We start from the raw sequence: 21,075 nt of genomic DNA, 5'->3' as shown, positions 1-21,075 counted from the left end.
CAACAGTTATAAAGGGTTATGTGAGTAATTCTTAGTAAGCTCTTTGGTCAGTAATGAACTCATCAATGCACGTAACGCCAGCGGTTTAATTATTTTTCGTAAATAGCCAATATTGTGCTGCTTAGCTAGCATTATAAGGTTTTCATCGGTTGTCGCTGTAATGAGTACTGCAGGTAAAGCATAGTGACTCATTGCTCTGAGTTGCTTAATAAGTGTTATGCCATTTACCGTATCAAGTGGGCATGAACTGTTATTTCTGTCATTATTTAGCATATCAGTAGCCATGCTAATGTTGTCGTCTTGACAATCCGCTAATTGGTTTCCTGTTAATTGGAAGTCTACCAGTAAAATATCTATCTCATCTTCATGTTTTGCATAAATGTCTCTGGCCTGTTGCGCGTTAACGGCAGTAAAAACATGACATTGCCATGCACTTAATAATTTAGACATACCCTTAAGAATTGTTGGCTCATTATCTATACACAATACACCAACACCTTGTAAGTTCATGTTGGCAGGTGGCAACGTTTTAATTTTTTCCTGTGGCTCTTGAGTTACCGGAACATTGATACTAAACAGACAACCATGACCCGGTTGTGATTTTAGATTAATGGGATGATTAAGGATCTTTGCCAAACTTTGCGCGATATTAAGACCTAAGCCAAGCCCTTTATGACCGATAGCATTGCTATTGTTTAATTGAGTAAATTGCTCAAACACTTGTTGTTGCTTGTCTTGTGGAATGCCAGGACCGTTATCAAAGACTTGGATAGATAATTCATTACCTTGTCTTCGACAACCCAACAATACTTTGCTCTGACTGTTCTTTTCACTGTTCTTTTTACTGGTATGGGCATAACGAAAAGCATTACTAATAAAGTTTTGGATGATCCGAGCCAGTAAGGTTATATCACTAGCGACGTAAAGCTTGCTCATTTTACAGTGAAAATCTATGTGGTATTCATCTGTTAAAACATTAAATTCACTGGCTAACATAGTGAACAATTTTTTTATTTCTATGGGCTCAATCGTTGGCGTTATATTACCACTTTCAATACGCGCTATTTCATTGAGATCAAGCAATAAACTGTTGGCAATTTCCAACGAATTATCAATTTGTTTTATTTGTTGACGTTCTTCATGGGTAACTCTTGAGCTTAAAGAAATAGCGGATGAGAATAAACGTGCTGCTGATAAGGGTTGCAATAAATCATGACTACACGCCTTTAGATATTGGCTTTTTTTAATATGTGCTTGTTCTGCTTTAGCTCGTTCTTTTACAAGTTCTAAGTTGGTAAGTGCTAACTCTTTGTTAGCTTGTTCAAGTTCAGCGGTACGAAATTTCACTCTTGACTCTAAATCAGTATTTTCTTCTTTGAGTACTTTTTCTGTTTGACGATACTTGGTGATATCAGAAAATATCATCACAAAACCACCACCAGGAATGGGATTACCTTCAATGTGAATGGTTTTACCATTGTTAAGTTTATACTCAGAATTATGGCGACTACCGGCTTTGATAAATTTAATCCGCTTTTCTACCTGTTGAGCAATGTCGCGAATAAAATAGCTTTGTTGGCTCAGGTTGAAGTGGATTAACTGACTGGCAGGGCAGCCAATATAAATAAAATCCTCAGGATAATTAAAAATATCTAAGTAACGTTTATTCCAAGCAACTAATTTTAGTTCGCTATCTATAACTGAAATTCCTTCTCTAACATTTTCAATCGCACCTTGTAACACTGTTCGGCTAAACTCCAATTGCTGAGTGGAATTATCTTCTACCAGTTTAGCGACTTGATCAAAGGCCATGCCTCGACCGCTAATGGCAATAGAGGTTACCAGTTTTGCTGAGGCCGAGCCTAATACACGAGCCAAGGTGTTTTCGGCATGAAATAATATCGCCTCATTATATTCTTTGTTGTTCTTACTTTGATGAACCGCATGAAATTGTTGAAAACACTCATTGGCTTTATCTTTACCGATGAATCTAGCGATTAAAAATTCTAATTCTACAACGTCTACTTTGGGTTGAGACGGTAGGCTCCACTTAACTTTTTTTCTATCTTTGTAAAAAAATTCACTTTGCATTTGTTCACGAATACTTTGTCTGGTGACTAAAGAAACAAGCCACAGCGCGATAACATTAACAAGTAAGCCAATAAGCGTGATGACGGTTGTTTTAGGTAAATCAGTGTTTTCAAAGGGATGAGCATATAGGCCTAGTTGCGGTAATAGATTAAAGACTGCCCAAATCATAAAACCACTACTTATGCCGGCAAGTACCCCAGCAAGTGTTGCCTTACGCCAAAAGAATGCAGCAAATAAAGCGGGCCCTATTTGCGCGATTGCACCAAAAGCGACTTCGCCTAGTGAGGATAAGGTATCTGGCGGTGACAGTAACAATAAACCATAACTTAAGAAAATAACTAGCATGACTAAGGTTTTACGAATGAATAATAACTGCAATTGAAAGTGTTTGAAGTCTTGATTTTGCTGGCGAGAAAAATTAAACATTAACGGGAAGACAATCTCATTACTAAGCATGGTACTTAGCGCGATAGTTGAAACAATCACCATTGAGCTTGCTGCTGACACTGCACCTAAGAAAGCAAATAAAGATAGCCACACTTGGCCGTTATACGCCGGTAAGAAAAGTACATAAGCATCAGGCGATAATGAATTCCCATAATTTAAATTGCCAGCTAAGCCAAGAAAACAAGCAAAAAACCCGAAGATAAGTAAATAAACTGGTAAAAGCCATCGTGCCATACCGCTTGATTTTTTATCTTTAATTTCAACAAACATCACTTGAAATTGTCTTGGAAGACATAAAAACGCCGACATGACGATAATTAGCATGCCGAACAGGCCAAAAAGGCTGCTAAATTCAAACTGTTTACTTATATCTAACTGATCTTTAGATAATGCCCAAATATCCATCGGCGAGTCATAAATAACAAAACAAACAAACAGACCCACTAAAAGAAAGGCAATTAGCTTCACCAGCGATTCAAAGGCAATCGCTATCATTACCCCAGGATGACGCTCGGTTATGTCGATGGTACGAATGCCAAAAATAATGGTAAAAACGGCGAGGGTAATGCTGACGACTAAGCCGAGTTGCCAAATCGGTAAATCTTGAGTTTGTTGCAAAATTTGATAGGAATTAACAATCGCTTTGAGCTGCAATGCTATATAGGGCATGGTTCCTATTAAGGCCACCAAGGTAATAATAACAGCGAGAATTTGAGACTTACCAAAACGTGCTGATAGTAAATCAGCAATAGAAGTTATTTTCAGTTGTAAGCTGGTTTTTATAATGCGTTGGATAAACGGCCAAGCAAAGACAAACAGTAAAATAGGCGCTAAATAGACAGAAATAAAAGTAAACGAATGATTGGCTGCTTGTGCCGTGGTGCCTAAAAATCCCCACGACGTACAGTACACACCTAAAGACAATGCATAAATAATGGTTTGTTGTTTTGCCTTCAGCTTATTGCGATATTTTCCACCTAAATGAGCAATAAGAAATAACAGCCCTATATAGCCAATACTCACGCTAACTAACAACCAGTTTGCAAACATAAAATTCTCTTAAACAATTATCTACCGCTTAATTTACCATATTTTTTTAGATAAAAATCGTTATATCCCTACGACTTAAGTACTAGTCATCTCTTCGCTATTACCTACGACTAAAGGACTAAAGGACTAAGCACTTGGTGCTAGGCACTAAGTGCTAAGCCTTATTACCGATTGTCACATTTGTGAACTGCCTTAATATGATTGAGCAAACTTTAGTTCGATGGTTAAAAAAATCGTATAAAACATAAAACATAAAACATAAAACCAAAAGAAAAAATAAAAACAAATAAAAACAAATAAAACAAGGGAAATAGCAATGTTTACCAATAAATTAAAAAAATTATTACTTTCTTCATCTTTACTTGTCGCGGCTACTGCAGCTAATGCGGGTTACGATATTAAATTAACCGATGAAGATAAAATCTCTTTTGGTGGTTACATCAAAGTAGATGCTCGCTATGTTGACGGGGATGTTGCCTATAAGCCATTTTGGATAGGGTCAGGTACTAAGTTAGATGAAAGCCAAAACAACTTTCACCTGTTCGCTAACGAAACGCGCTTCAACATGAAATATAGCCATGGCGAAGTTATGGGCTTTATTGAAATGGATTTTTGGGGTGGAGGTGGTAATGAAATTATCTCTAACTCAGCCAACCCTCGTATTCGTCATGCCTTTATTAAATATAAAGATGTAGTGGCAGGTCAAACGTGGTCAACCTTCATGAATACCAGTGCCATCCCTGAATCCGCTGATTTTGCTGGGGCAACTACTGGCTTAGTTTTCATTCGACAAGGTCAAGTTCGCTACACCATGGGGAATTTTCAAGTCTCCATTGAAAACCCTGAAACCTGGGGGGGTGAGCCAGCAAATGACAGCATGCCCGATGTTGTTGCCCGTTATAACTTAAAAGGTGACTGGGGCTCTGTTTCTTTCTCTGCTTTAGGTCGTCAACTCAATACTCAATTAGGTAACTCTGAAACGGCTATTGGTGGTTCAATCGCCGGTCGTATTAAAACTTTTGGTAAAGATGATTTTCGTTTTCAACTGCATCAAGGTGAGTTAGGTCGTTATGTCGGTGTCGGTTTTACTCCTGATGTAGTTGGAGAACAGGTTGAAGAGACAACGGCTTATCTTGCGGCATACCGTCACTACTGGACTGAGACATTGAGAACCACAGTACTTTATGGTCGCGCTGAAGCTGATGTGTCAGGAGCAGACCGCAGCCAATGGAGTGTTAACTTATTTCAAAACTTAACAAAAGAACTTTCAGTGGGTGGTGAAATAGGGCAGTTCATCATGGATGATCAAGACGCTGATTCAATGTATGCACAACTATCGTTTAAATATGTACTTTAACCTAGCTTAGTTAAAGCTTTTTATACGTAACAACCCCCCATTTGTTGTTACGTTTTTGAGGGGGGGTGGACACCCCCCTTCTTTTTTATGTACAGGATGTGCGGTATATCGCGGTGACAGACGCTATATGGATGTAGCTTATTAGACAATGCAGGACGCACATTGTCCTGATGTCAATGATCGTGTAACGCAAACATTATTTTATCAATTGAGGAGTGTGAGTATGACTGAGTCAATACTCAAAGTAGAGCATGTTTCATTAGCGTTTGGTGGCGTAAAAGCACTGACTGACGTTAGCTTTGAAGTTCCACGTGGCTCTGTATTTTCCATTATCGGTCCTAACGGCGCTGGTAAAACCTCGATGCTTAATTGTATTTCTGGTCGCTATAGCCCTAATTCGGGCAATATCATTTTTAACGATCGAGATGTTACTAAGCTACGTCCAAATGACCGTGCTGATCTTGGTATGGGGCGAACTTTTCAAAATTTAGCTCTGTTTGGCCACATGTCAGTCTTAGACAATATTATGGTTGGCCGTCATCATTTATTGAAAAACAACTGGTTAACAGGGCCTTTATATTGGGCATCTAATGCGCAAAAAGAAGAACTTTCTCATCGTCGTTATGTTGAAGAAATTATCGATTTTTTAGAAATTTCCCATATCAGAAAATCTGTTGCTGGCACTTTGTCTTATGGTTTGCGTAAACGTGTTGAGTTGGCGCGAGCCATGGCATTAAAACCCGAATTAATTCTGCTTGATGAGCCAATGGCGGGTATGAATTTAGAAGAAAAAGAAGATATGGCGCGTTATATCCTCGACTTAAATGAAGAGTTTGGCATTACAGTGGTAATGATTGAGCACGACATGGGCGTAGTAATGGATATTTCTCATCAAGTGATGGTTCTTGATTTTGGTAAAAAGCTAATGTCAGGTTTACCTGATGAAGTGATGGCTGATCCGCATGTTAAACGTGCTTATTTAGGCATCGAAGATGATGACGAGAGTGAACCTGCTAATGCCTATGAAGAAAAGGAGGCGAGCTAATGTCTACGCAATTACCAACGAATAACACAGATTTTGAAATGGGGGAGTTAGATACTTTTCCTAAAATATTAAGACACAACGCTAAAAACTGGCCAAATGACATTGCCATGCGCGAAAAAGAGTTTGGTATTTGGAATGAGTTTTCCTGGCAAGATTATAATAATCGCGTTAAGTGGTTATCTCTCGCGCTAATAAAGTTAGGGGTTAATCCTAAAGAGGCTATCGCCTTATTAGGTGATAACAGACCTGAATGGGTTTGGGGTGAAGTATCTGCTCATGCAATGGGTTGTTACTCTATTGGTATTTTCCAAGATTCCTTGCACGAAGAAGTTGTTTACTTATTGAATAAAAGTAATGCCACAGTCGTTATCGCGGAAGATGAAGAGCAGTGTGACAAATTACTTGAGTTAGGCGATGAAATTAGTGATGTGAAAATTATTGTTTATTGCGATCCCCGTGGTATGCGCAAATATGATGATAAGCGACTGATCTCTATTGAAGAGATATATAAGCAGGGACAAGAGATAGATAAAATGTCGCCTGACTTATACGACTCCTATGTTGATGCGACCAATGCTGATGAAACCGCGATTTACTGTACTACGTCAGGCACAACCTCTAAACCTAAAATAGCCTTTTTAGCGGGCGGTAATTTTGTTAAGCACTGTAGTTCTTATCTACGTGCTGATCCTCGCCAGCCGGGCGATAACTATGTATCTGTTTTGCCACTGCCGTGGATCATGGAACAAGTCTATGCGGTCGGCCAAGCCTTAATTTCTCGTCAAATAGTCAATTTTGTTGAAGGGCAAGAAACATTGATGGCAGATTTACGTGAAATTGGCCCCAGTTTTGTTTTACTTGCCCCCCGTGTTTGGGAAGGTATTTTAGCCGATGTTAAATCCCGGATGATGGACTCAACACCATTGAAACAAAAGTTATTCGACTTTGCCTTTGCACTGTCTGATAAAGCACAAACGATGGGTAAAAGGTCATGGTTTGCCGATTTCTTACTGATGAATGCCTTAAAAGATAGATTAGGTTTCACCTATTTGAAATCAGCGGCAACAGGTGGTGCGGCTATGGGACCTGACACCTTTAGATTCTTCCAAACCATCGGTGTACCGCTACGTCAGCTTTATGGTCAAACTGAGCTATGTGGTGCTTACACAGTGCACAATGAAAATGATGTTGATTACGACAGTGTTGGTGTTGCTTTTGATACCGCTGAAGTAAAAGTCATTAATACTGATAAAGCTGGCGTAGGTGAAGTTATTGCTAGAACGGTTGGTATGTTTACTGGTTATCTAGATAACCAAAAAGCCTATGATGAAGATGTGATTGATGGCTGGATGCATACCGGTGATGCCGGTTATTTCAAACCATCGGGTCACTTAGTGATTATTGACCGAATTAAAGATTTAGCTAAAACCAGTAATGGCGCGCAGTACTCACCGCAATATATTGAGAACAAGCTGAAATTCTCATCATTTATTGGTGAAGCCGTTATTTTAGGTAAAGACAAACCTTATTTAAGTGCCATTATTTGTATCCGTTTCTCCATTGTTTCTAAATGGGCAGAGCAACAAGGTTACGGTTTTACTAACTACACTAGTCTTTCCGCGTTACCTGAAGTTTATCAAAAGCTTACTGAAGAAGTTGAAAAGGTTAACTCAACTTTACCTGATGCACAAAAAATCAATAAATTTATTTTGCTTTATAAAGAACTCGATGCCGATGACGGTGAATTAACGCGTACCCGTAAAGTACGACGTACCGTTATTGCTGACAAATACGGCGATATTATTGAGTCTATTTATGACAACAAAACAATGGTTGATATCGATACGGTGATCACCTTCCAAGATGGTGGTAGCTCACGTATTCAAACACAACTTAAGGTCGCTACGGTTATTGAAAGTAACTGTGATAGTGAAAATGAGGGTAGTGCTGTTTCATCCATAAACAGACAAAACGAGAGGAAAGCATCATGAATTTTGAACTCTTAACTCAATTAATCATCAATGGTCTTATTGTTGGCTTGTTATATGGTGTTATTGGTATGTGTTTTGTGTTGGTTTATAAATCAACGCAAATTGTTAACTTCGCTCAAGGTGAGTTTTTACTGATTGGTGCTTGGGTATGTTGGGCATCATTGATTTACTTAGAATTGCCATTCTTTCTAGGATTTTTATTATCACTTTTATTCATGGCAGGCTTTGGTGTGCTACTGCAAATGATAGTACTGCGTCCTATGATTGGTGAGCCGATTATCTCGGTAATCATGGTCACTATCGGACTGTCGATTTTCTTCCAATCATTAATGAAATGGATATTCGGTGTTTCACCACAAAGTTACCCGCAAGTGTTTGATACTCAGTCGATTAGCATTATGGGATTAAATATTGAAATGGCGTACTTAATGAGTACGGTGATTGCGTTAATTATCATGGTCGCGTTCTATCTATTTTTCAAACACTCTAAACATGGCTTAGCGATGAGAGCAACCGCTTTTGACCAACAAGTATCGCAAAGTTTAGGCATATCGGTAAAACATGTTTTTGCTATGAGTTGGGGTATTGCTGCAACCGTTTCAGCGACGGCAGGCATCGTTATCGGTATGGTTAATGGCGTGTCAGATTCACTGTCTATTATGGGTATCAAAGTATTCCCAGCCGTTATATTAGGCGGATTAGACTCCATTGTTGGCGCAATTGTTGGCGGTATTATTATCGGTGTTTTAGAAAATGTCGCAGAGTTTTTTGATAGTCAATATTTACACATTGGCAATATGTACGACATCGCACCCTTTTATGTGTTGTTAATTATTCTTTGGTTCAAACCTTACGGCTTATTTGGCACCCAAGATATTGAGCGAATTTAGTATGATTCAGCGAAATTTAATTAACAATAAGAATAAAACGAACAATTTTATAGGAGTGATATATGTCTAGTTTAACCATGCGCCCGTGCGGAGATTTCCGTACTAGCTACAAACAAGATAATACAATTTTTGAAACCAAAACCATCCGTTGGGTGACTATTTTTACCATCATCGCATTGTGCTTTGCACCGTTAGTGGTTGATGGATACTTTATTACCTTATTAATACAAATATCCTATTTGGGCATTGCCGCCTTAGGGTTGAATATTTTAGTGGGCTACACCGGGCAAATATCCTTAGGCCATGGTGCATTCTTTGGTTTTGGCGCCTTTGCCTCTGCCTGGCTAAACACAAGTTTTAATATTCCGGTATTTTTATGTATACCTTTAGCTGGTTTCTTAACCATGGGCGTTGGCATGATGTTTGGTGCGCCAGCGGCTCGAATTAAAGGCTTATATTTAGCAATAGCGACGTTGGCATCGCAATTTATCATAGAAGATTTCTTTGCTCGGGCAGATTGGTTCTCAGGTGGTTCATCGGGTTCAATGGCTGAGCCGGTAAGCTTATTTGGTTTTGCTTTTGATACCGACCAAAGCTTTTATTATGTTGCGCTATTTTCACTCGTCTTTATGTTTATTTGGGGCTGTAATTTAATGAGAAGCCGTGACGGGCGTGCTTTTGTTGCCGTACGTGACCATTACTTATCTGCTGAAATTATGGGCGTAAAGTTAAATAAATATCGTCTACTTTCTTTTGGAATATCTTCTTTTTATGCCGGCATTGGTGGTGCGTTATATGCGCATTATTTAGGTTATGTATCAGCAGAAGGCTTCACTATCATGATGTCTATTCAATTCTTAGCCATGATCATTATCGGCGGCTTAGGTTCGATAAAAGGTACCTTGATGGGAGTCATCTTTATGGTGTTTTTACCTGAAGTATTAGAAAGCGGCGTTGGCGTAATGAAGATGACTGATTGGGGCAATATTCCCATGGTTGTTGATGGTTTAGCGTACATCAAAGAAATGGCTATTGGCTTAGTAATTATCGGTTTCTTAATTTTTGAGCCAGAAGGGTTGGCGCATCGTTGGGCACAAATAAAAAATTATTGGAAATTCTATCCATTTGCTTACTAGGTAATTTTGTTTAAGCACTGAAAAATGAATGGTGAATAAAACGCAGTTACCTGAAAAATAACTGCAGAAGAGCACGAATAAACATAAAAATAATACTGCTGACCCAATTATTTATATAAACAGTCCTTTATATAAATGGGTACTAAATAAAAAGTTGAGGAATGTGCAAATGAATAACATTAAAAGTAAAAAATTATTACTAAGTTCAATTACTACGTGTATCGCTTTAAGTTTTACTAGCCAAGTTCAAGCAGAAGATTCTGTTTTTGTTGGTCACTTAGCCGACATGTCAGGCCCTACCGCTTTTGTTGGTAAAAACTATGCTAATGGTGTTCGTGATTCACTGGCTTATATCAATGCTCATGGTGGTATTAATGGCACTAAGCTTGAATCTGAAACCATTGATTATGCTTATAAAGTGCCGCAAGCCATTGCCGCTTATAAAAAATGGAAGTCACGTAATAACATGGTTGCTATGCAAGGTTGGGGAACCGCGGATACTGAAGCATTAATCTCGTTTGTTGCCCGTGATCAAACACCGGTTTTTTCTGCCTCGTATTCTGGCCATTTAACCGATCCAACAGGTAAAAACCCACACACTAAAAAGCCGGCACCTTACAACTTCTTTTATGGTGCGTCTTATTCAGATGCTTGTCGTGGTCTAGTGCAATGGGCTGCAGATGATTGGAAAAGCAAAGGCAGCCAAGGACAACCCAAGTTCACGCATATAGGTGCAAACCATCCTTTCCCTAATGCGCCAAAAGCAGCTTGTGCGGAGTATGCACAAGAGCTTGGTTTTAACGTTTTACCACCCGTAGTTATTTCAATGAAACCCGGTGATTTTAAAGCGCAATGTTTGAGCATTAAAAGCTCGGGTTCAAACTATGGCTATATCGGTAACTTAGGTGGCTCAGTACTGTCGTTAGTTAAATCGTGTAATACCGTAGGTGTTGATATTCAGTTTATGTCAAATATCTGGGGTGGTGATAAAAACGTATTTAAAGCGGCAGGTGAGGGCATCAAGAATTACATCTTCCCAACTATGACACCGTTTTGGAATGACGACGTACCTGGTATGAAGTTGGTACATGAAATTTCAAAAATGTCAGATGAGTCTGGAAAAGAAGAGCGCGTTCATCATTACATGCGTGGCGTATGTTCAACCTACTTCATGAAAGAAGCGATGGAATGGGCTAAAGACAACGGTGGTATCACCGGTGAAAATGTTAAAAAAGGTATGTACGTTAAGAAAAACTGGGTACCTGAAGGTCTTGATGGCGTGTGCTTAGCCGCTAATTGGAGCAATGAAGATCACCGTGGTATTAACCAAGTAAATATCTATAAAGGTAACTACAACGGCGGTGATATTCAAATTGAAAAGGTGTCGGAAGTTACCCTTAAGCGTCGTGATGATTGGTTAGGTTACTAGTCCTCGTCATATTTGGCACTGTAGTTTTATTGTCTTCGTTGCTCGCCACAATCACTTAGTGTACTAAGTTCAGGTGGCTCGCAACTTGACGGCTTCACTACAGCACCAAATATTTAGAGGATCATGCCTAATTTATTTGAGTAAACATAAGTTAAGCAAGTATGTTTTTATTAACGAATAACTATTCAGCTTACAATCAGATGGGTAGTTATCTTTTCTACGGAGTATTTATGTCACAGGCGGCGGTAAAAATTCAAACGGCTTCACCGATATTATCGGTTAACAACATTGAAGTGGTTTATGACGAAGTTATTCAGGTACTTCGCGGCGTAACATTAGACGTGCCAGAAGGAGAGGTTGTCACACTACTTGGGCCTAATGGCGCAGGTAAATCAACGACACTAAAAGCAATTTCAGGCTTATTGCGAAGTGAATATGGCGAGGTTACTAAAGGTGACATTACCTTTATGGGCGAACGCATCGATAAGAAAAATGGTGAAGACGTTGTCCGCAGTGGTCTGATCCAAGTGATGGAAGGTCGTCGTATTATCGAAGACATGACGTCAATAGAAAACTTAAAACTAGGGGCTTACACGCGTAATGATGCTTATATCAATCAAGACCTCGAAATGGTGTTTAACTATTTTCCACGTTTAAAAGAACGTACCGGTTTAGCGGGTTATTTATCTGGTGGTGAGCAGCAAATGTTGGCCATAGGCAGAGCATTAATGGCTCGTCCAAAAATGATTTGTTTAGATGAACCGTCAATGGGCTTATCACCTTTATTAGTCAAAGAAGTCTTCGGTATTATTAAAAAAATCAATCAAGACCAAGGTATTACCATGCTGCTAGTTGAGCAAAATGCTAACTATGCCATTAAAGCGGCAGACTATGGTTATATTATGGAGTCGGGAAAAATTGTACTTGATGGCACACAAGAGCAATTACTTAACAATGAAGATGTAAAAGAGTTTTATTTAGGTGGCGGCAACGAAGAGCGTAAAAGCTTTAAAAACCTAAAATCGTATAAAAGACGTAAGCGTTGGCTATAAGTCCCCTACGTTCCAGACTATTGCCATTTCACTCGATTTTGTTGTCGAAAGTGCTCACTTACTACCGTAAGCTCCGCGCTATCTCCTAAAAATCGAACGAACTGACTGCTTTCTGAAAGTACGTGAATGAGTAAAAGCAAAACGATATAAAAAAGCAAATGAAAAGTTAACGTTTTCATATTTATAAATTATCATATTTCTAAATAATCGAGTCATCATGAAACAATATTTTTACGAAAAAGAGAGTCAAAATTCGACGTTACGTGAGCAATCTCTATTAGCGCGTTTACCTGACTTTATCAGCTACGCTAAGCAAGAATGTCTGCATTATAGTAAGACGTTCGAGCATATTGATGCTGATAAAATTACGAGTCGTGAAATGTTAGCGCAACTTCCCATTACCCGTAAATCTGATTTGATGCAGTTACAAAGCAAAAACGCTCCGTTAGGTGGCTTAAATGCTAAAACGGCTAACATAGGTAGAATCTTTCAATCTCCAGGACCTATTTATGATCCCGAAAATACCACAGATGATTGGTGGCGTATGGGGCAAGCATTTTATGCTGCTGGATTTAGAACCGGTGATGTCGTACAAAATTGTTTGTCATATCATTTAACACCAGGCGGTTTTATTCTAGATTCAGGCGCTAGAGCGTGTGGTTGTGTGGTTATTCCTGCAGGGCCAGGGCAAACTGAACAGCAGCTTGATGTTATTGAGAATTTAAATCCACAAGGCTATTGTGGTACCCCCTCATTCTTGAAAATATTACTTGATAAAGCGAGTGAGAATCACCGTAACATTTCAAGTATAAGTAAAGCGTTAGTAACCGGAGAAGCGCTACCTGAAACGTTGAGGTCTGAATTTAACGCCGCTGGTATCGATACACTTCAAGCCTATGCAAGTGCAGATGTTGGTCTTATAGCTTTTGAATCTACTGCAGGTAAAGGTCTTATTATTGCGGAAGATTTACTAGTAGAAATTGTTCGTCCAGGCACATTAGAGCCTGTTAGCGATGGAGAAATAGGTGAGGTTGTTGTAACAAGTTTTAATGCTGACTATCCACTTATTCGTTTTGCTACGGGAGATTTGTCAGCGGTGAAACCAGGGGTGAGTGCCTGTGGTAGAACAAATATGTGTATAAAAGGTTGGATGGGACGTGCTGATCAAACGACCAAAGTTAAAGGTATGTTCGTGCATGCAGAGCAAATAGAACAAGTACGAAAAGATTATCCACACATTGCTAAAATGCGTTTGTCAGTGACCCAAGTTAATTACAATGACCAAATGCATTTACAATGTGAGTTAGATACCGTCGAATATTCTGATGCAGATACGAAAGGTTTAATTGATAGCGTTAGCATAAGCTTGAAGAAAATCACCAAGCTTAATGGTACGGTTGAATTGGTCACCGTAGGCACTTTAGCAGATGATGGTAAAGTGATTGATGACTTACGAGCAATTGGCTAAGCTAGCTCAATTACTTAATCAATTACTTAATCAATTACTTAATCAATTATGCTATGCATTATTCTATAATTTGAAGTTATCCTAAAGTAGCAGCATAAATAAGGTTTTTATGAACAAGCACGCTTTTCAAGACTGTTACCCTGAAGAACTAAGCCATTGTTATGGTTGTGGTAAAAATAATAATGACGGGCACCAGTTAAAAAGTTACTGGCAGCATATTGATGAGCATGATTTGTTAGCCAGCACTACTATTGCACACTTTACCCCTGCTGATATTTACACGGCTATTCCGGGTTTTGTTTATGGCGGCATGACCGCAGCGTTAATTGATTGTCATGGCACGGGCAGTGCCTCAGCCATGGCTTATCTCGCACAAAAACGCGAAATGGGCAGTTTACCTGCATTACGATTTGTAACGGCTGCGTTGAATATTAGTTACTTAGCGCCGACACCTCAGGGTGTTGAATTAGAATTAATTGGTCATTTTAGCCAAGTCAAAGATCGTAAGATTATCGTTGATATTACCTTATCGGCTAATAATGTTATCTGCTCAAAAGGGCAAGTTATCGCTGTATTGATGCCCGACAGCATGTTGCCTTCTAAGTAGTCAATCACTGGTTAGCGGTTTATAAGGAGACATTGTATGTTAAAAAAAGAAAATACTGGCCTGATTGTCGTTGACATACAAGGGCAACTAACTCGTTTAGTGCATGATAGTGATGCCTTAGTAGCAAAATGTGAAAAGCTCATCAAAGGTGCACAAACACTGGATTTACCCATATTATGGCTTGAACAAAACCCAGACAAAATTGGCCCAACGGTTGAAGAGCTTAGCTCCTTACTGAGTTTACCGCTTAGTCATCAAGAGCCTATTATAAAATATACCTTTGATGCCTGTGAAGAAACTCAATTTATAACAGCAGTTAAAGCCGCTAATATAGATACTTGGCTTATTTGCGGTATTGAAGCACATATCTGTGTTTATCAAACAGCGTTAAGCCTAAAAACAATGGGCTTCAAGGTGCAATTGGTGACTGACTGTGTCTCGTCACGTACGCTGGTAAATAAAGAGTTAGCCATACAAAAACTGCATAACAATGGCATAGAGCTAACGGGATTAGAAATGTGTTTATTTGAACTGGTAAAAGACTGCCGAGCAAAAGAATTTAAAGAGATTCTTACCCTAATTAAGTAGTGATCTGAGTAGTGAAATGTACTTGATTAAGTTTCGTCTTAATATAAACAAAAAGGCCGATACATTATGTATCGGCCTTTTTTTAGTGTCATGAATCTGGTAATACTAGCTTAGTGGTGACAGCAGCGAGCCTAGAATATCATCAGTTAAACTCAGTTTATTATCACTTACTTCTTCAGATAATAACGCTTTGGCGAGCTCAGCTTTGTTTTGTTGAATTTTTTGAATTTTCTCTTCTATCGAATTTTCAATAATCAATTTGTAAACAAACACCGGTTTATCTTGGCCAATACGATACGCTCTATCCGTCGCTTGGTTTTCTACCGCTGGATTCCACCAAGGATCAAAATGAATAACCGTATCGGCGGCAGTTAAGTTTAAGCCTACGCCACCTGCGCGTAAGCTAATTAAAAATACCGGGACTTCACCGCTTTGAAACTTGTCAACGACCTCTTGCCTCTTAGTGGTTGAGCCCGTTAATTTAACATAACCAATTCCGGCTTCAATCAATTCGGCCTCAATCAACGAAAGCATACTGGTAAACTGTGAAAAGATTAATATTTTACGACCTTCGTCAATTTGTTCAGGCAAAGTTTCCATTAAATAATCAAGCTTAGCTGATTGATTTACTCTTTTAGCGCCTTCAAGTTTTAATAACTTAGGGTGATTACATACCTGTCGTAGTTTTAATAACGCATCCAAAACTTCTATCTGACTACGCTTTAAACCTTTATCAGCGATAATGTCTTTTAAGCGACTATCCATCGCTAAACGAACCGATTCATAAAGCTCCGCTTGTTTACCTTCAATACGCAACTTTTGAATTATTTCTGTTTTAGGCGGTAGCTCAGTGGCAATTTTATCTTTGGTTCGGCGTAAAATAAACGGTTTAATACGCTGGTTTAATAACTGTTTACGCTCTAGTTCACCATGCTTTTCTATTGGCGTTCTAAATAGCTTAGTAAATTGTCTTTGACCACCTAAAAAACCAGGCAGTAAAAAGTTAAATTGCGCCCAGAATTCGCCTAAATGGTTTTCCATCGGCGTACCCGTTAAACACAGTTTATGCTGCGCTTTAAGTGACAAAAATGCTTGGTATAATTTAGTTTTGGTGTTTTTTATGTAGTGCGCTTCATCAAGAATAAGATAATAATATTTTTGCTCAGTATAATGCTCTAAATCTTTAGTAATTAAGGCATAACTGGTAATGATGATATCAACTTTAGTTTCAAGCTCTTCAGGGTTCTCAAGACAAGCGAAGTGATCTTTACGTTTACTACCGTGCAATACTTGATAAGAAAGTTGTGGGGTAAATTTATCAATTTCATTAGCCCAGTTAAAAATAACACTGGTAGGCGCAACAATTAATACCGGCTTAGTTAGTCGACCTTGCTGTTTTTCAATGAGTAAATGCGCCAAGGTTTGAATGGTTTTACCTAAACCCATATCATCAGCCAAAATACCGTTTAATTGGTACTCTCGTAAAAACTGTAACCAATTTAACCCTTGATGCTGATACGTTCTTAACGTCGCGTTTAAACCTTCCGGTACCGGCACTGTGGTGACTTCCTGAAAGTCTTTCAGTTTATCAGCCAACACTCTTAACTTACTGGTGCCTTTTGCTATCATGCCTTGATCGTCTAACATGGATAACGTTTGATGACCTTGAAAACGCGATAACTCCATAGTGCCATCTTTGCTTAAGGCATTAGGCATAAAGAGTTCAATAAACTGCTTTAATATTGGCTGTACACTTTTATAACGCAAGGCAACAAAATCACCATTGTCTAGGTCAACATAAATAGGCGAATCAGGCGCAATAAGTTGTTCTTTATCTCGGTCAATCAATGCCGATCTAGGCAGTTGTTCAATAGCACTAAGTAAAATAGGGAACGCAGGCATTTTTCTGCCATCAATGGTTAAGTTTAACCCTAATGAGAAAAAATCGTGGTCATCAGTTTCAATGACTTCGGCATCAAATACGCTATCGGTGGCGAGCGCTTTATAATAAAAATCATCAGCAAAGCTAATATTCCAGCCTAGATCCTTAAGTGATTGTACTTCTTGATGTAAAAAACGCTGCCAAAGGAAACTGCCTTGCATCAACATTGAAAAGTCAGGGGTTTTATCTCTGTCCAAATCATCCAGAGTTGTATATGTGTATCGCTTTGGCTTAGGCTGAGCGATAAACTTTAACGTGGTTAGTTTATCGATAACTGTTTGTTCAAAGGCTAAATCACGATACAGCTTTATCTCGCTTGAACTTAGGTTTGGTGGCGTAACGGTAACACTCTCATTATGCGGATTAACTAAACAACCGTGATAGGAAAAATCAACCTGTACATAACCCGTCTGTCGATTAGATTTCACCGGCGTAGAAAAGTGTAAATACACGTCAGGCTCGGTTAACTCTTGTGAGAATTTAGTTTTTGGTTTAGGTAAACGCTTCACCGCATCACCTAACGACATTGACAGCTTATTCATTACCCAAGGTAATGAATCTTCTTCGAAAATAGGTGAGTTGAGTAACCCTGCTTCGAAATCACTTTGGGTATTGGTATTAATATTGCCAAAGCAGTTTTTTTCTTCATCATAAAAACAAAGTGGCTGTGCTTTAATAATGAGAATGCTTTTTGAGGGTTCTTTCAAAATAAGCTGTAACGTATGTAAATTGTTACCCAGCGCCAACCACTCCCATTTTGCTTCTAATGGCTCACTTAAGGTAATAGGGGCGTTTAAGTCGTAATTTTTATGCCAAAAGCAGCGATTCGTTTTTATTATTCGCTCAAATAAATCAAAATACTTAATAGTCTCGCCAAACTGATTAGTACGCATAAGCTCGGTAAGCACAGCAACATCGTCGTTATTCGCGTAGGCACTATTAATTAATGTATTCGCAGAAAATTCACTGCCAAGTGAATTACTCCAACCGCCACTATTTGTTGGTTTAGCTGATTTAATATCTAAGGTAAAATAATCGTCTTCGTTATAAATATTAGGCTTTAAAAAGTACAATAACGATTTTTGTTGAGTATTAGGTGGGTATCTACTTGGCTGAGCTTGAAAATTACTAAGCCATTTATTAACCATTTTTTCAGCGGAGGCAATACTGCTTCGGTCAAAGTGTTCATGAATATAACAGTGCGCTAATGCCGCACCATGCTTACAATCTCGACCGACATAACAATCACAATAACTGGCAATATCACTAAATTTACCATCAAAGACTATACGTGTTAAGTAAGTCGACTGGTTAGATCGCTCACTAAAAACGACACCACGAATTGTTTCACCATCAAGGGCACAGCTTTTAATACCACTAGCCTGAAAAAGTCTCGCTCCTTTTTTCCATTCATTTTTGGTAAAATGCTGTTCAAGTAATTCAGGTGTAAAAATGTTTTTTGCCATAAGTTTTTAATTATTAATAATACATATAAGTTAATACGTTGATCGGTTGATAGATAGCTAAGCTGATAAGTTAGGTCGTTATCTCTTCTTAATAGAATGAAATAGACCATCAGGCTTTACCGCCATCATTCTTTATAGCCGAATAGTACCATAACGGCTTCTTTTTCATAAGTACGGTAACAGTATTTAAATCGAACGCGATCAATGACTTTCACTTTAGCATGAACATAATCCGATTCAGCCATTAGATGTAATGACTTACCATAACAGTCACAGGTGTTTTCTGCTGCACAAAAAGTCACTCATCTACGTATATTAACAATAGGTGATCTAGTTAATTTTTTAAATTAAACGTAAAATCATAAAATAGATAAATCGATAAAAGCATATCCCTAAGATGGGCTAAGCAAGGAACAGTGTGTGATTTCAAAAAAAGTAAGAGAGCTATTTGTCTCATTAATGGAAGCATCAGATGACTCTCCCGTTACCTATGATGTTGAAACTGAGCAGTACAGTGGCTTTTTCAATAATGCTGTCGTTGATAAGTATATTGATTTAGGTGCGTTAGAACTTGTTGAGGGAGGGGAGGGGTCAATAACCATTTTGCTCAACAATAGAGATGATTTTTTAAGCTCTTTTGCTGCTGGCGCTAGAGAAGCTAATAACGGCAGCGATCAGTCGTATGCCGACTACAATGCAAACCCATTTGCATTTTCAGTGGGCTATGAGCATTTTCATCAAGTGTCCAAGAAAAAACGCAAAGTAAGTGGTTATGTATGTCATGGTTTTGAAAGAGACGATACCGGTTTGATACACCAACAATAATGCCGTGCTTTATGGGCAAAATAACTAAAGCGCCTACTGTTATTGTCGGGATTAATTATTACTAATGTGTAGACTTCAATTACATTGAAGCTATTTCTTCTATTAACGTTTATACCCATTCCACTTGAAGATGCTCGTTTCAGGAAGTCTGAGCGATTCATAATCAAGGCACATTTTTTTATTAAGGGTCATTCCCTTAAAAACAAATGTAACGATGAGTATGATTTGCTTAGCCTTCCCCACAGGGCTGGTTTATAAACGCTTTATGCTGCGTTATTGATTTCGACAATAGAATAACTATTATCTTCAATCAATGCCTTGCCTAAAGGCGTTTATAATTCCAGCTGAATCATGTATCTTCAAGTGGAACGGGTATATCAGTATTTTTGGAATGATTATGTGGCGTACAGCTTTATTTTTTGGTTTGATCGGTTCTGTAACGCTTAATGTATATTTGTTTATGCAATTAAATGTGCTCACTATTGAGAATAAATTTCAGCAAGAAGTTCGTGTGCATCCACAGCAACGTGACGCACAGATGAAAAAAGATAAAATTAAAAGTATTGAAAACGTTAATGATATTGATAGCCGTAAACGCTCTCAACAAGTCGCGAATAAAATTAAACAATCGATTGATGCTAAAGACTATTTTAATGCGCGTTTTTTAATTAATACACTAGCGAATGACCATGAAGCTGAATTACCCGAAGTAAGACTCTTTTGGTTACAGGCAACAGAGGCATTAATTCAGCAAAAATCATTTACCCATGCTGAAGACTCGATCAGTGCATATTTAGCATTCGAGCCGGATGATGGCGATTTTCTTTATCTGCAAGTTGACTTATATTGGCAGCAGCAATTGCCTTTATTAGCTATTAAATATGCCTATGAAGTGCAATACCATGTATATAATGAAGTTAGTAATCGTAATGCTATTAACTATGCTAGGGCTCGTGTTCAACAACACGCGGATGTGTTAATAAGCACTAATTTATGGTTAGAACTAAGAGATTTAGTTGAAGAAGTTATTATATTTGATCCCCAAAGCCTTAACTTACAATGGCTTTTTGTTCGCGCACAATTTGAATTAGGCGAATTTGAGTATGCACGTAATGCGATTGAGCCGTTGTTAAGTGAGCCTAATTATAAAATAAAGGCACTAGCGCTATTAGCCGAAATTGAAGCCGCGTTAAGAAAACCACAAAGCATTCCGTTAAGTCGTCAAGGTGAACATTTTATTGTGCAGGCACTCATGAACGATACGTTTAAGGTGTCGCTAATGTTAGATACCGGAGCCAGTATTTCCTTGTTATCTGAACCGGCATTTGAAGCATTAAGCCAGTATTCAGAAGTTACCTATATTAAAAACATAAACCTAAATACGGCCGGTGGCACAGTAACCGCCAGTATCTACCAAGTGGCCGAATTTGCTATACAAGGTTATATCGTTAACGATTTTGTTTTTGCGGTAAGTCCTTCTTATGTTACTGAAGGCAATGATGGTTTATTAGGCATGAATTTTTTAAGCGCTTTTGACTTTCATATTGACCAAAATAACAGTCTATTAATTTTAAAAAACAAATAGACTGCTAACTAACGCAGGTAGCTCTGCGTTACTATTGTTAATACAGCAAAAACTGAGGACGTAAAGGGTAGAGATATTTACCAAAGTTATTGCTGTTATATAAATA

At 38.4% G+C, this 21,075-nt stretch carries 15 protein-coding genes; 12 read left to right on the top strand and 3 right to left on the bottom strand.

From position 1 onward, the window contains the following. Positions 1 to 6 precede the first annotated feature (6 nt). Entirely contained in the window at positions 7 to 3,588 is a 3,582-nt protein-coding gene (locus CXF71_RS08525; protein WP_101232536.1) for a hybrid sensor histidine kinase/response regulator, read from the bottom strand. A 316-nt stretch (positions 3,589 to 3,904) separates the two neighbouring features. Between CXF71_RS08525 and CXF71_RS08520 the strand changes: the two genes are divergently transcribed. The 10 genes from CXF71_RS08520 to CXF71_RS08475 all read left to right on the top strand — a co-directional run bounded on the left by CXF71_RS08520 (position 3,905) and on the right by CXF71_RS08475 (position 15,151). Next, positions 3,905 to 4,945 carry a DcaP family trimeric outer membrane transporter gene (locus tag CXF71_RS08520; RefSeq protein WP_101232535.1) on the top strand — a complete coding sequence of 347 codons (1,041 nt, stop codon included), beginning with the start codon at positions 3,905 to 3,907 and terminating at the stop codon, positions 4,943 to 4,945. 223 nt (positions 4,946 to 5,168) lie between these two features. Then, positions 5,169 to 5,990 carry an ABC transporter ATP-binding protein gene (locus tag CXF71_RS08515; RefSeq protein WP_101232534.1) on the top strand — a complete coding sequence of 274 codons (822 nt, stop codon included), beginning with the start codon at positions 5,169 to 5,171 and terminating at the stop codon, positions 5,988 to 5,990. Beyond that, on the top strand, positions 5,990 to 7,981 hold the full coding sequence (locus CXF71_RS08510) for a long-chain fatty acid--CoA ligase (protein ID WP_101232533.1): 1,992 nt from the start codon (positions 5,990 to 5,992) through the stop codon (positions 7,979 to 7,981). Before CXF71_RS08515 ends, CXF71_RS08510 begins: the two co-directional genes overlap by 1 nt. Continuing rightward, a complete protein-coding gene (locus CXF71_RS08505; RefSeq protein WP_101232532.1) occupies positions 7,978 to 8,871 on the top strand; it encodes a branched-chain amino acid ABC transporter permease in 894 nt (297 codons plus the stop codon). Before CXF71_RS08510 ends, CXF71_RS08505 begins: the two co-directional genes overlap by 4 nt. A gap of 62 nt (positions 8,872 to 8,933) precedes the next feature. Further along, positions 8,934 to 10,007 (top strand): branched-chain amino acid ABC transporter permease, encoded by a 1,074-nt coding sequence (locus tag CXF71_RS08500; RefSeq protein WP_101232531.1) that lies wholly within the window; start codon positions 8,934 to 8,936, stop codon positions 10,005 to 10,007. Positions 10,008 to 10,176: 169 nt separating this feature from the next. After that, entirely contained in the window at positions 10,177 to 11,436 is a 1,260-nt protein-coding gene (locus CXF71_RS08495; RefSeq protein WP_101232530.1) for an ABC transporter substrate-binding protein, read from the top strand. A gap of 230 nt (positions 11,437 to 11,666) precedes the next feature. Continuing rightward, entirely contained in the window at positions 11,667 to 12,488 is an 822-nt protein-coding gene (locus CXF71_RS08490) for an ABC transporter ATP-binding protein (protein WP_101232529.1), read from the top strand. A 217-nt stretch (positions 12,489 to 12,705) separates the two neighbouring features. Continuing rightward, positions 12,706 to 13,956 carry a phenylacetate--CoA ligase family protein gene (locus tag CXF71_RS08485; RefSeq protein ID WP_101232528.1) on the top strand — a complete coding sequence of 417 codons (1,251 nt, stop codon included), beginning with the start codon at positions 12,706 to 12,708 and terminating at the stop codon, positions 13,954 to 13,956. 109 nt (positions 13,957 to 14,065) lie between these two features. Then, positions 14,066 to 14,563 (top strand): PaaI family thioesterase, encoded by a 498-nt coding sequence (locus CXF71_RS08480; RefSeq protein WP_101232527.1) that lies wholly within the window; start codon positions 14,066 to 14,068, stop codon positions 14,561 to 14,563. A 36-nt stretch (positions 14,564 to 14,599) separates the two neighbouring features. Next, positions 14,600 to 15,151 (top strand): isochorismatase family protein, encoded by a 552-nt coding sequence (locus tag CXF71_RS08475; protein WP_101232526.1) that lies wholly within the window; start codon positions 14,600 to 14,602, stop codon positions 15,149 to 15,151. 105 nt (positions 15,152 to 15,256) lie between these two features. Here CXF71_RS08475 and CXF71_RS08470 read toward each other — a convergent pair whose 3' ends face one another. Further along, positions 15,257 to 18,559 carry a DEAD/DEAH box helicase gene (locus tag CXF71_RS08470; protein WP_101232525.1) on the bottom strand — a complete coding sequence of 1,101 codons (3,303 nt, stop codon included), beginning with the start codon at positions 18,557 to 18,559 and terminating at the stop codon, positions 15,257 to 15,259. A gap of 125 nt (positions 18,560 to 18,684) precedes the next feature. Continuing rightward, positions 18,685 to 18,861 (bottom strand): hypothetical protein, encoded by a 177-nt coding sequence (locus CXF71_RS21420; protein ID WP_157826718.1) that lies wholly within the window; start codon positions 18,859 to 18,861, stop codon positions 18,685 to 18,687. 118 nt (positions 18,862 to 18,979) lie between these two features. Here CXF71_RS21420 and CXF71_RS08465 point away from each other — a divergent pair, with 118 nt between their 5' ends. Together CXF71_RS08465 and CXF71_RS08460 are read left to right on the top strand one after the other, a co-directional pair. Next, a complete protein-coding gene (locus tag CXF71_RS08465; RefSeq protein ID WP_101232524.1) occupies positions 18,980 to 19,384 on the top strand; it encodes a hypothetical protein in 405 nt (134 codons plus the stop codon). A 397-nt stretch (positions 19,385 to 19,781) separates the two neighbouring features. Beyond that, entirely contained in the window at positions 19,782 to 20,969 is a 1,188-nt protein-coding gene (locus CXF71_RS08460; RefSeq protein ID WP_157826717.1) for a retropepsin-like aspartic protease, read from the top strand. Positions 20,970 to 21,075: the final 106 nt, after the last annotated feature.

Source organism: Colwellia sp. 12G3, from assembly GCF_002836775.1.
Classification (GTDB): domain Bacteria; phylum Pseudomonadota; class Gammaproteobacteria; order Enterobacterales; family Alteromonadaceae; genus Colwellia.
This window is presented reverse-complemented; position numbering and strand designations above follow the sequence as displayed.

Bases quoted from the DNA above. Each gene is read 5' to 3' on its own strand.
- CXF71_RS08475 (WP_101232526.1), top strand. From the start codon at position 14,600: ATGTTAAAAAAAGAAAATACTGGCCTGATTGTCGTTGACATACAAGGG.
- CXF71_RS08485 (WP_101232528.1), top strand. From the start codon at position 12,706: ATGAAACAATATTTTTACGAAAAAGAGAGTCAAAATTCGACGTTACGT.
- CXF71_RS08505 (WP_101232532.1), top strand. From the start codon at position 7,978: ATGAATTTTGAACTCTTAACTCAATTAATCATCAATGGTCTTATTGTT.
- CXF71_RS08495 (WP_101232530.1), top strand. From the start codon at position 10,177: ATGAATAACATTAAAAGTAAAAAATTATTACTAAGTTCAATTACTACG.
- CXF71_RS08460 (WP_157826717.1), top strand. From the start codon at position 19,782: ATGTGGCGTACAGCTTTATTTTTTGGTTTGATCGGTTCTGTAACGCTT.
- CXF71_RS08500 (WP_101232531.1), top strand. From the start codon at position 8,934: ATGTCTAGTTTAACCATGCGCCCGTGCGGAGATTTCCGTACTAGCTAC.
- CXF71_RS08490 (WP_101232529.1), top strand. From the start codon at position 11,667: ATGTCACAGGCGGCGGTAAAAATTCAAACGGCTTCACCGATATTATCG.
- CXF71_RS08470 (WP_101232525.1), bottom strand. From the start codon at position 18,559: ATGGCAAAAAACATTTTTACACCTGAATTACTTGAACAGCATTTTACC.
- CXF71_RS08525 (WP_101232536.1), bottom strand. From the start codon at position 3,588: ATGTTTGCAAACTGGTTGTTAGTTAGCGTGAGTATTGGCTATATAGGG.
- CXF71_RS08520 (WP_101232535.1), top strand. From the start codon at position 3,905: ATGTTTACCAATAAATTAAAAAAATTATTACTTTCTTCATCTTTACTT.
- CXF71_RS08480 (WP_101232527.1), top strand. From the start codon at position 14,066: ATGAACAAGCACGCTTTTCAAGACTGTTACCCTGAAGAACTAAGCCAT.
- CXF71_RS08510 (WP_101232533.1), top strand. From the start codon at position 5,990: ATGTCTACGCAATTACCAACGAATAACACAGATTTTGAAATGGGGGAG.
- CXF71_RS08515 (WP_101232534.1), top strand. From the start codon at position 5,169: ATGACTGAGTCAATACTCAAAGTAGAGCATGTTTCATTAGCGTTTGGT.